The organism is Chryseobacterium sp. CS3K3.1, assembly GCF_059515165.1.
In genome coordinates, this window is sequence record NZ_JCAKRV010000004.1 from 242,981 (window position 1) to 256,198 (window position 13,218).

Here is a 13,218-nt window from a genome sequence, read left to right on the forward strand (position 1 = left end):
CATTTTTTTGATTTCGTTTCAGATATGGATTCCGGCACAAAGCAGTTCCGGGATAAGTCTTGATATCCGTAATGAATCCAGAACAGATAAAACAGGGATCCTGGATCTGATCATCGTCCTTGACAATCAAAGCACAAATGATTTCAAAGGAAAAATAAATATTACCATTCCTCAAGGTTTCAGAAATATTTCGGGCAACAATCTTCAGGTCGAAATGAAATCTGGGGAACACCTTTTCCTTCCCGTAAAGATCGTGGTCAGCAATAATGCCGTTTCAGGAGAATCCCGTCTGGGTTTCCGTCTTTCGGACCAGCAGAATAAAACAATGGCGGAAAAAGAAATACCTTACACCGTTACTGAAAATAATGCCATGCGCATCACGGCAGAAACCCCTCTGATTTATGTGAATAAGGCTACCGATTCGGTAGAAGTAAGGGCAAGGGTTTCCAATCTTGGGAACAGAAAGCAGCATGTAACGGTTGTCTTTAAAATTCCTGAAGCTGAGCAGGGAAATGCTTTTATAGAGAAAACAGGAAGTATTGGCGTGCAGAAAGATTCAGTCTTTGTGTTCCGTTTTCTGCCTTCCCGAATCAGATCCCGCAATTCTCAGATTTCCGTTAATATCGCAGGTTTCAGAGAGCCGGACAGAGAAATATTCGGCAACACTACGGTATCTGTGCAAAATGTTTCTTCGGTACAGCGTTATGAGGATTTGGAATCCACTGCTTTTTCCAACTTTACCAGGAATACCATCACAGCAAGTTACAGACATGCCGGAGAAAACCTTGACATGTATCAATTGGTAGGTTCCGGAGGTTTCAACCTTCCTTCAGGATATATTTTCATCCGGGGAAATATCTATACCATGACGAATCAGAGTGATCCTATTGTCAACAATACCTATCTGACCTATCACAGGGAAAACAATGAATTCACCATCGGAAACATCAATAAATTACTGGAACTTTCCATGTTCGGAAGAGGGCTGGAATATGCCTACACGTCTCCTGATAAAGACAAAAAAATTGAAGCAGGTTTCGTAGATCAGACCTACAGCCTGATCGAAAGAAATTCTTTTCTGAAATCTGGTTATGGATTTTATACCAGAGGAACTCTTGGAGCTCAAAACGCTTCCCATAATATCTCCGGAACCTATATTTTCAGGGACGATCCTTACGAAAAAGCCAGACATCATGTAGCCGGAACAGACCTTCAGTATGCTTTCGGTAAAGACTGGAGAACCAACACCAAGGTGTATGGCGGACTGAGTTTCTACGAAAATAACCAGCCTACCAAGCCTTCTTTAGCTTTGGAATCACAATATTCCGGAATGATCAAAAAGGTCAATCTGAACGGAAATTATTTCTACAGCACAGATTATTATCCCGGAAACAGAAGAGGAATTTTGCAGATTCAGCAGAATTTCTCTACCATGATTTTCAAAGATCATTATGTGTATGCCAACATTACGGCTTCCCATTTTTCACCTAAGTTCTACTTTTACGACAACACCCTGAATTCGAGCAATCTAAGACTGGATACGGGAATCAACTTCCCTAAAAAAGGGAATTTCGGGATGGGACTTGGCTACCAGTATCAGGAAGAAAACTCCAATTCTTATAATAATTTTTTCAATGCCCAGCCTTACGAAAACACAAAACAGCTGAAAGCACAGCGTTTTACGGAATACCTTACCTGGCTGAGTCCTGATAAGCAACACACCTCCATCTTAAGCATGGAAACAGGATTGGCACAATATCCGGACAACGATAAACAGCAGTTTCAGATGAAAGTAAGCGGAACTTACAGCTACAAATGGCTTACCGTGAACGGGATCTATCAGCACGGAAGTTATTTTCTTTCCGAATATGCTTTTTCAAAAATGATGAACCAGAGCACTCCCTACGAAAAGCTTTCCCTTTCTGCTTTTGTGAATAAAAACTTCTTCAACCGTCAGCTGAATGTCACCTCAGGGGTTTCTTATACGGATGATGTTCTGTATGGAAAGTCGCCTTCCGGCTTTATGAACCTGAAGTATTCAAGGGAAAAGTACGCCCTGTACCTGAACTCTTCCTACTTCAGCTATACTGCAGGAAGTTTCACCAATAATCTGTTGACCGTGGAAGCCGGTGTAACCGTCAACCTTAGAAACAGTACCCTTGATCCGGGTAAAAAAGGAGACATCAAAGCATTTGTCTATTATGACCTGAACGAAAACAATATCTATGATGAGGGCGACAAAGAAGCGGCTGGCTATCTCATTATGCTTAACAATATTTCATTTAAAACCGACCCGTCAGGTTCTATCAGCTACCGTTCTATCCCTTATGGAAAATATGCCCTGAAACAGGTGATCCAGCAAGGCTGGTATTATGATGAAACTGAATTTACGGTAGACAAACACCACTACTCTTTTGAAATCCCTCTTCATCAAAACGGAACGACTCAGGGAAAAATAGCCTATGATTTTGACACCAAAACAGCAGTAGATTTCACGCCCAAAGTCGGAGGTATTCTTTTCAATATTTACCGTAATGAAAAGTTAGTACATCATATCATCACCAATGACAATGGGGAATTTGCCTCCTTCCTGCCCTCCGGAACTTACAGGATTGAGCTGAACAAAAACTCTCTGCCGTCCAATACCTATTGCGAACGCTCTACTGATACTTTCAAAGTGGAGGCCGGGAAAATAGTACAACTTGAGCCGTTTGTGATTAAGGTGAGGGAGAAGGTGATCAGGGTGAAGAAGTTTGGGAACTAAAGTAATGAGATATAATTCATTATACTCCTATATTATTAAGAAATATGCCTGCAGTGTCTATTTGCTATCAGCGCAAAGAGTAAGAAAACATATATGTACGAAGATTTTTGTACATCTGCCAGTGTCGAGAGAAGGTCAATGTGTGAGAAGATTAAAACAATAACCTAAGCAAAACATAAAAAACTGATACAGAATTTTTATTTCCATTAAAGATTAAAAACGATTCGATAATGAATCGTTTTTTTATTATTTTTATCACAAAATGTTAAGAATATAACATGCAATGAAAATCAATAGATTAAAAGTTGGTCTTATCAAAAAAAGGAAAACTATAATGTTGGCTCACCGAATAATTAGAAAGAAGCAAAGCAGCATTTTTATTTTGAGATATGAATTAGATTCTACCATCAATTGATTTTTTTAGAAATTGTAAAAGTTTTAAATATTGATAAAGAATTATTGAATTCGACAAAATAAATGAGCACAAAATTTTTCACAAATAAAAATGAGAATAGTCTACTAAAGAAATTTGAGGGAGTTTTTAAAAACTTACCAAATATTCATCACTTTGATGCACTTGTAGGATATTTCAGAGCCACAGGCTATTTTAAACTAAGACCATATCTAAATGATATTGCAGAAATCAGGATTTTAGTAGGTATAAATGTTGATGTAATAGTAGAAAAATACCATACAATTGGTCAGCAATACATAATATATCCAGAAGAAACAATAAATCAATTTATTTCCACTTTAAAAGAAGATATACAAAACGCTGATTATTGTAAAGACATTGAAGATGGTATATTACAATTCATAGAAGATATCACCACAAAAAAAATAATTATAAAGGCTCATCCAGAGAAAAATTTACATGCTAAAATATACATATTCAGGCCTAAGGAATTCAATCAATATTCGACAGGAAGTGTCATTACAGGCTCTTCAAATTTAACCGAAGCAGGATTAGGTTGTCGTGATAAATCTAACTATGAGTTCAATGTTGAGCTGAGAGATTATGATGATATAAAGTTTGCATCAGATGAGTTTGAGCATTTATGGAATGAGGCGGTAGATATATTGCCAATTGATATTTCGAGTTTAAAAGAGGATACTTTTCTTAATGAGAATTTTACGCCTTTTGAATTATATATAAAGCTTTTGATAGAATATTTCGGAAATCGTATAGAATATGACCCTACCAATATTGATTTGCTTCTGCCTGACAACTATATGAAATTAACATATCAGTCCGAAGCAGCAATTGAAGGATATGAAAAGTTGACGAAATACAATGGATTCTTTTTAGCCGATGTTGTTGGTTTAGGTAAAACGATAATCGCTTCAATAATAATAAAGAAGTTTGTATTTGAAAATGGCTATCATTCCAAAGTATTGGTTGTTTACCCTCCTGCATTAGAAGATAACTGGAAAAAAACAATAAAAGATTTTCATGTTGAAAACAATACATGGTTTGTTTCTACCGGAAGTTTACATAAAATATTAGATGGTAAAAATCGTAATTATCCAAATCCAAATGAGTTTGATTTAATTGTAATTGATGAGGCTCATAAGTTTAGAAACGATACATCTAATATGTACGAAAAGCTTCAAACAATTACAAAATCAGATAGAGTAATACCTGGAAGTGATGGCGACACTCGCAAAAAAGTGATGTTGCTTTCAGCGACTCCATTAAATAATCATCCTGCTGATATAGAAAATCAAATTTATCTGTTTCAGGATAAACGAAATTCAAATCTGCCAAGCGTAAAAGATTTACAGGCTTTTTTTCTCCCTCTGAAAGAAGAGTATGACGAGCTAAAAAAAGACGAAAAAATTGATATAAAAAAGGTTAAGGAAATCTTTGATAAAATCAGAGATAAAGTAATAGAACCTTTGGTTATTCGCAGAAGCCGAACAGATATTGAAAATAATGAAGATTTCAAAAAAGATATTACAGAACAGGGAATAGTATTTCCGAAGATAAATCCACCTCACGAAGTTAAATATGAGTTTGATGATAAACTAAGTTTATTATTTGATAAAACTATTTCAATGCTTACATCAATGGATGAACACTTAAATCCGTTTGATGGATTAGGTTTTTACAGGTATAGAGCAATTGAATATTTAATAAACGAGGAAGACCGTAAACGCTACGGAGATGTAAGAGCTATTTCAAACAGGCTCTCTGCCATTATGAAAACGCTTTTAGTTAAACGCTTGGAAAGCAGCTTTTATGCGTTTAAAAAATCATTGTCAAGACTTCTTACCAATACCAAACACATGATTAAGATGTTTGAAGAGAATAAGATATATGTTGCTCCTGATATTGATGTGAACAAATATCTTAATGAAAGTGATGAAGAAGGTCTGGAACAGAAAATCAATGCGAAAGGTGGAAATAATCAGGTATATACAAAAAATGATTTCAAAGAGGATTTTTTAGAGTTCCTGAAAGAGGATAAAAGAAAAATTGAGCAATTAGTGCAAGAATGGTCAGAAATCACTTATGACCCAAAATTAGAGAAGTTTATCACTGATCTGAAAACCAAGTTTCTAAGTAAAACACATAATCATTCAAGGAAACTTGTTGTATTCTCAGAATCAAAGGAAACAATTGAATATGTATATGACCGTTTGACAGAAATTGGTATAAAAAAAATAATCACAGTAAGTGCCGAGAATCGCAAAGATAGATTCCCTGTTATTTTAGAAAATTTTGATGCTAATCAGGAAAGAGAAAACTGGAAAAATGATTACGATATTATTTTCACTACCGAAGTTTTAGCAGAAGGTGTAAATCTTCATAGATCTAATGTTTTAATAAACTATGACGTTCCTTGGAACTCCACTCGACTGATGCAGAGAATCGGGCGTGTAAACCGTATTGGTACAGAAGCAAATCAGATCAACGTTTTCAACTTTTATCCTTCCGATAAATCAGAAAATCAAATTAAACTTACAAGTACAGCAATTAAAAAGTTGCAGGCTTTTCATTCAGCATTTGGTGAAGATAGCCAGATTTATTCACAATTAGAGGAAGTTGGCGAAGCTGGTCTGTATGGTTCTAAACTAAAAGAAGAGGTTAATGAAACATTATTGTTTCTACAAGAATTGAGGGAGTTTAAAAAGAATAATCTTAAACGATTTAACCAGATAAAAAGCATTCCCAAAAAGTCCCGAATCGCGAGAGAATCAAAAAACGTAGAATCATTTATCAACGTGGACAACGCATCAATTACTTATATCAAAAGTGAAGGACATCCCGGTGTTTTTTATAAAACAGATGAAAAAAATATCGTTCACGAACTCACCTTTGTAAATGCAGCTAAAATATTTAAAGCTTCAATAAAAGAAAAAGCGGTAAAACTTCCGTCTAATCATCACAATCAGGTAGCGAAGGCATTAAATCATTTCAAAACCGTAGCAAAAAATATAGAGACTAAAAATGTTACTAAAGCACAGCTTTCTGCCACGGAAAAGAAAGTAATAAAGGATTTGGAATATTTTATAGGGATAACTGATAATTCGTTCTTCAAAACGCAGATGCAAAGAGCCTTAGATGAAATATACAAAGGTTCACACAGGCAACTGCCTAATAACATTAAAAAGTTTATGAAAGAAAACACGGAGAACGATCCACATAAGGTAATAGCTAATTTATATGACAACGTTCTGAAAGGAATGAATTTTAGTGATACGGCAAGAATTAAAGAGCAAAGGGCTTCTCTATTTAGTAAACCTCAGATAGTAATTTCAGAATCTTATATCGAAAGCAAATAATGGAAAATACATTATACCAAATATTCACGTCAGACTACGACAGAACCTCATTTGAGGATAATGTTCTAAAACCTATATTCAAAGATTCGGTTCAGAAGTTTGTTTTATATGATACGGACGGTGAGCAGGAAATTATGTTGACAGAAACGGACTTGCGTACCGCAAAAAAAGTGGTTAAATATGGCGAATTTACCACACATGACAACCGAAAAGTTGAACTATACGAAATTACAGTAGAAGACTTTAGTAAAGTGAAAATTGCTCGTGTTGGCTTAGGGGCATTGGTTAAAAAGCTTATTATAGGGAATAATGCTGTATTTGCCACCTTTAGGTATGAGAATGTTACTGATAAACATTGGCGTTTTTCATTCATTGCCTACGATAGTTTTTTTCAGGATGGACAGGTGCAAACTACCGAAACCAATCCTAAGCGTTACACCTATGTTTTTGGAGACGAACACGAAACGTATAGAACTGCAACGGATCGGTTTTTAGAATTAGAAAGTAAAAATAAAATCAAGGTCAAAGATATTCAAGATGCTTTTGCTGTAGAAGCAATGTCTAAAGAATTCTTTGATGAATACAGAGAAACCCACTATGCAAAATTTATTAAATACCTGACAGGTGATGAATTTATAAAAAAAGGTGGAAAGTATGAATTAGTTCCTGTTCAAAACCCATCACCGTTTTTAGCATCGGTGTTCAATGGGGATAAAGTTATCGCTCGTGACTTTTGTAAGAAGTTATTAGGGCAAATTGTCTTCCTATATTTCTTACAGAAAAAAGGGTGGATGGGATCGCCTACGGGAAATTACAAAAATGCCGATGGTGATAAGAATTTTATGCAAAATTTCTTTAATCAAGCTGGTGCTAACGATACATTTTATACGATTTGGCTAACAAAGTTATTTTATGATACTCTGAATAAAGAGCGTGAAAATGACGATTTTGAAATGCCTGATAACTCTATCGTTAAGATACCCTATCTAAACGGAGGCTTGTTTGACAAAGAATCGGACAAACACGATTTCCTCACTTTCCCTAAAGAACTGTTTGCTGATTTATTCGAGTTTTTCAACCGTTTTAATTTCACTATTTACGAGAACAGTCCTGAAGAGCATACGGTAGCCGTAGATCCTGAAATGTTAGGGCATATTTTTGAAAACTTATTGGAAGACAATAAAGACAAAGGTACATTCTACACGCCTAAGGAAATCGTGCATTATATGACACAGGAATCGCTGATTGAGTACTTGGTTACACATATAGGTGAAGACAAAAAAGAAGGTATTGACCTGTTTGTAAAACAAAAAGAAAAAGAACAATTATCTGTCGAAGAACTCAATGAAATAAATGGTTTACTGGATAAAGTAAAAATCTGTGACCCCGCAATTGGTTCAGGAGCTTTCCCTATGGGACTGTTGCAGGAAATTTTCATGCTCAAAGAGAGAATTGCATTTGATTTGGGTTTTACTGTTTGGAGTCCTGCGACGGTCAAAGAAAATATTATCCAAAATTCCATATATGGTGTAGATATAGAAAAAGGAGCTGTTGATATTGCACAATTGCGATTTTGGTTAAGTTTGATCGTTGATGCAGATGTACCCAAAGCTCTTCCCAATCTTGCCTATAAGATAGTGGCTGGAAACTCATTGGTAAGCAAATTTGAAGATGAAATTATTGAAATCGACTGGAGTACAGACAGTGCAAAAGGCGGATTATTTGCTCAGGAACTAATCGAAAAGAAAATAGACTTTCTAAAGCAAATCTCAGAAAAGCAAAAACAATATTTTAAAGCCAAAGGACAGAAAAAAGAAAAAATATCAAAGGAAATACGTACCCTAAAATTAGACATACTTTCTACGGAATTAAAAGTCATGATCGAAACCAAAGGGACAACCCTTGACGGAAATGCGAAACCTACCAAGAGACAAATGGAAGGCTTTTTACAAACGGAAGGATGGCGTAAGACTTTAGCTAAAATAAAACATTTAAAAAATAATGATGAGTCTTTCTCACACTTTGATTGGGCTTTGGACTTTCCAGAATTATTAAATCCTTTAATCATTGAAGATAAAGATAAAAGAGGGTTCGATATAGTAATAGGGAATCCACCATATGGGGTCTCAATAAAAGGAGATTATCGGGATGCTGTTTTAAGAGTTTTAGGTAAAGTTCCTGATTTTGAAATTTACTACTATTTCATTGAAAAGGCTTATGAATTGTCAAAGAATAAAGGTACATTATCTTATATCATTCCAAATACCTATTTGTTTAATACCAATGCTTCAAACTACAGAATTGAATTATTAAACAGATGGGAAATTACAGAAATATTGGATTGTACCAAATTTAGCATTTTTCAAACTGCAACAGTAAGAAATACTATTAATCTATGGAAGAAAAACACTTCCGAAAAAATAGGATTTAGAAAGACTAAAAATCAAAATACTTTTTCCGAACTAGTAAACCAAGATCGTTTGTTTCTCACAAAAAATGATTTATTTGAGATGAGTCAAAATTGGGGCTTGGCATTTATGCTTGACAGGAAAATTATAGATATAGTAAATTTAATAAAAACAGATAAAAAAGAGTTGATTTATTATTTCCCAGAAATAAGTCAAGGACTAATTGCCTATGACTCCTATAAAGGGCAATCAAAAGAAATAATAGAATCTAGAGCGTATCATTATAATTCTTTCGACAAACATGATTTAAAAAAATGGTTGTGGGGAGAAGATGTAACCAGATATAAGGTTGTATGGAATGGTAAAGAATACATTGATTATTGTGATGGTATAGCCAATCCTAGAGAGCAAAAGTATTTTATTGGAGAACGATTATTAATTCGAGAAATTACGAATCCTTCAATATTTGCAGCAATAGCTTATGAAGAAATGTATAATGATCCGGCAATCATAATTGTCAAATCAAATGAAACATACTCTGTAAAAATACTATCGGCAATACTTAATTCTAAATTAGCTACTTTTTATCATTTTAACAATTCTCCTAAAGCTACCAAGGGAGCGTTTCCAAAAATACTGGTCAAAGATATTAAGGAGTTTCCAATTGTAATTCCTGAGAATTTTCAACCATTTGAAATAATAGTAGATTACTTAATGTTCTTGAAAAACCCTGATAATAAATCAATTGTGGAGCATACGTCTAATGATAGAATCGCATCGCACATAGAGGATATATTGGATATGATGGTATATGAATTGTATTTCAAAAACCACATGGAGACAAATGGGATATCCGTACTGGAATTTATAGCTCCTAAACCGCTTACAGGATTACTCAAATCAGAAGATAAAGCAGATATAATTAAAGAATTCTATTTGTGGTTTCAAAAACCAGAGAACCCTGTACGTCAGCGCATGTTATTGATAGATACTCGTAGTAAAGACACATTAGCTGTTATTAATAAAAGTTTGTAGGAAATGAGTAAAGTTTGCATTGACGAGATACAAATATATAATTTTAAGTTTTTCAACGAACAAGACCCTATCAAGCTTGGCGGAAAACATTTATTACTATTTGGAGAAAACGGTAGTGGTAAAAGTTCTGTTTATTGGTCATTATACACATTGTTTGAGGCTTCTGTAAAATATGATGTAGAAGAGATAAAAAAATATTTTAGACATAGTTCAGAATCAGAAGAATCACTCTTGAATATACATGCTGAGCCAATATATACTGGTGAATCAATATTTTATGATTCATTCATAAAGGTGACAACAACAGATAATCCTCCGGTAAACTATGAGGTTTCTTTATTGGATACAACAATAAGTACGAATCCTAATGCTGTGGAAGTAAATCAGGCATCTGATTTTTTGAATTATAAGGTGCTATATAAATTTCAAGATTTTTGGAACGGGGAACCCATTGATTTAGCTAAGATTTTTACAGGTTATATTTTGCCATATGTAAAATTTCCTTCGTTTGATATATGGAGGGATGGGACGCTACAGCCTCGCACCAATGCTATAGAAATGTGGCAAGAAATAAATACTGGACCTGGAACAACTACAAATGCAAAAGGCAAAGTAATACAAGTGTACAAGTATAGTCAGGGGAATAAGCAGTTCAACCGATTTAGTGCTCATTTTGAAAGACAAATGCAAGATTTGATTGATTTCATAAATGTGAATGCTCCTTCAATACTAAAGAAGTTAGGGTATGACATTGATTTTGAGCTAAGATATTCACCACATACGCATAAAAAAGCTGATGTTAATTATTATTGTAATCCATTCAAAATCCAATTAGTTATTACCTCTTATTTGGGAAATCCAGTTCCTATACACCGTCCACAATCATTTTTAAATGAAGCAAAAATTACTGCTATTGCTATTGCAATTCGGCTAACAGTTTTAAGAAAAAGAATAAATGAAGAAGCTCCTGACTTATTAAAATTCATTGTTTTTGATGATGTGATGATAAGTCTTGATATGAATAACAGAGATAAATTAATAGATTTTTTGTTAGATGAAGAAAACAAATTTACTAATGACTACCAACTAATCTTCCTAACACATGACAAAAATTTATATGATTTTGTCGCATTCAAAATAAAGAAATTACATGATCCGAAAGAATGGGTCTTTAAAGAAATGTATTCTGGGAAAGATGAAACAACAAATAGGGAATATCCTATTTTAATTGATAGTGATTTAGAATTCATTGACAAAGCGAAAAAATATTATAAAGCTAAAGATTATACAGCTTCTTCCATTTTCATACGTAAAGAACTTGAAAAATTAGTAAATGAAAGATTGCCTAATGAATTAAAGTATAAATCAGATGGTAGCTTTCTTTCATTACAAACCTTATGGGGAAATATGGTTAGTAGGTATTCGGCTTTGAGCAATCCAATTTCTGATGAAATAAAACAATGCTTTGAGGAGACTAAGTTGATGGTGTTAAATCCCCAAGCACATTTTCAACATATTTCTATGCCTATATATAAAGTGGAATTAGATAAAGCATTTCAATTGATAAATGAAATAAAGACTCAATATCCTGTTCCGAAACTTACATTATTATTAACAAAAGGAATGGAATTACAGTTTAAACACACAACAGCAAACTACACCTTTGACTTTGAATTACTATCGGACTTTTATATAGATGAATTAGATGGAGCAACAATGCAAACATATCCAAAATGTAAAGTATTAACGTGGCAACACGAAGGAACAGTATTTCATGTTCCTGCACAAAACAAAACATTAAACCAAACAGAAATTGATGCTTGTCAAAAACGGGAAGATAAGTTAGATAGGCTAATTGCTAACCTTAAGAGAGATAATATACTTAATATTACTGATGAGATGTTTATTGATAATACATCAATTAAAAATAGCATTTGGTCATTAAAGGATATTATTGATAAATCAGGAATAACGATTTAAATCCGAACATATAAATTGTATCTTTACGGATCGAAACAGGTTTGTATTATTTGATTTTCACAAGGCTTACAAAAATTAGACTTTGAGGGAAATGATTTACCGTTTTTGGTTGAAAATCAAAATTTATCTGAAACGCTTCCACCGGAATTTTTAATACTTCAGAAATTCTTTTCAGTAGAGGGTCTTCAATAATTTCTTTCTGTTCCAGCAGAGAAACTTTCTTCTGGTTCCAGTCGTCCCCAAGGTCAAGCGCCAATGCTTCCTGCTTGATGCCCAGCATTTCCTTGAATCGTTTTACATTGCGTCCCTGATGTATTGTATGTTCCATGATAATTCAACATTTATGAGGTTTAAATATAGAAAAATATTTATAAAAATGCCCCTTAAAAAACAGCTTAATTACAATCTCTGTTCTTCATGCTGATACTGTGAAACGGTCCTCCTCTCCTATTTCGCCATTTCCGTTTTTATGCCCGTTTTTTTCATCAAAAAGTCAGAAAAAATAAACCCTGTTATCTGGTTTTCATTTTCTGATGAACACGTGCTGAAAATCTTACAACACCCTGTTTTTCTATGCCTGGCACTCGCTATATTTGATCGTACAAACCAAAAAAACACAATATTATGGCACTAGACAATTTAATCAGTGTAAGCTTTTCAACAAGTGATCTGGAAACGATTGATAAAGCAATTCAGGATATCCAGTCTGTACTGTTGGGAAAAACCATCAACCTTACTCCGGATCAGAGACAGCAATACGGAAGAATTGCAGAACAGAACAAACTTTTCGTCAATAAAGCCAAAATCTATATGGAACAATATGCCCAGTATGTTCCTAACTTCCTGGATAAAGCAGAATTTGATAAAGATTATATCGCCAGAGAACAGATTGAACAAAGACTGCAACAACTGGATTCTTTAACTGAACAACTTTCAGACACCAAGGTATTACTGGATCACGATAATTATCATAACGCCATCAGTTTCTATCGAAGCATCAGATACCTTTCTGAAGAGAATGTACCGGGTACCAATGTTATTTATGACGATATGAAGCAGTTTTTTGTGACGGGACAGACCTCAGGACCCACTGAAACACCACCTACATCCGGTTCAAACAACAATAAGTAAGAATAAATACTTTTTTGAGAGCACGTGAAAACGTGCTTTTTTGTGGTTATTTGTTATCATATTTTGGTTGGAAATCGCAAAGACGCAAGTTCTTATTATAGGGACGCTATT

General features: G+C 34.2%; 5 protein-coding genes and 1 pseudogene. 5 read left to right on the top strand and 1 reads right to left on the bottom strand.

What is annotated here, in order from left to right; genetic code table 11:
* Positions 1–7: 7 nt before the first annotated feature.
* The 4 genes from AC5YGI_RS06300 to AC5YGI_RS06315 all read left to right on the top strand — a co-directional run bounded on the left by AC5YGI_RS06300 (position 8) and on the right by AC5YGI_RS06315 (position 11,976).
* Entirely contained in the window at positions 8–2,764 is a 2,757-nt protein-coding gene (locus AC5YGI_RS06300) for a COG1470 family protein (protein WP_496167816.1), read from the top strand.
* Positions 2,765–3,241: 477 nt separating this feature from the next.
* Entirely contained in the window at positions 3,242–6,553 is a 3,312-nt protein-coding gene (locus AC5YGI_RS06305; RefSeq protein WP_496167817.1) for a helicase-related protein, read from the top strand.
* Entirely contained in the window at positions 6,553–9,996 is a 3,444-nt protein-coding gene (locus tag AC5YGI_RS06310) for an Eco57I restriction-modification methylase domain-containing protein (protein WP_496167818.1), read from the top strand. The genes AC5YGI_RS06305 and AC5YGI_RS06310 overlap by 1 nt, the downstream gene beginning before the upstream one ends.
* Before the next feature lie 3 nt (positions 9,997–9,999).
* A complete protein-coding gene (locus tag AC5YGI_RS06315) occupies positions 10,000–11,976 on the top strand; it encodes a hypothetical protein (RefSeq protein ID WP_496167819.1) in 1,977 nt (658 codons plus the stop codon).
* Positions 11,977–12,091: 115 nt separating this feature from the next.
* Here the strand turns inward: AC5YGI_RS06315 and AC5YGI_RS06320 are convergent.
* Positions 12,092–12,304 (bottom strand): annotated as a pseudogene (locus AC5YGI_RS06320) (XRE family transcriptional regulator); the annotation flags it as partial.
* 296 nt (positions 12,305–12,600) lie between these two features.
* Here AC5YGI_RS06320 and AC5YGI_RS06325 point away from each other — a divergent pair.
* On the top strand, positions 12,601–13,107 hold the full coding sequence (locus AC5YGI_RS06325) for a hypothetical protein (protein WP_496167820.1): 507 nt from the start codon (positions 12,601–12,603) through the stop codon (positions 13,105–13,107).
* Positions 13,108–13,218 lie beyond the last annotated feature (111 nt).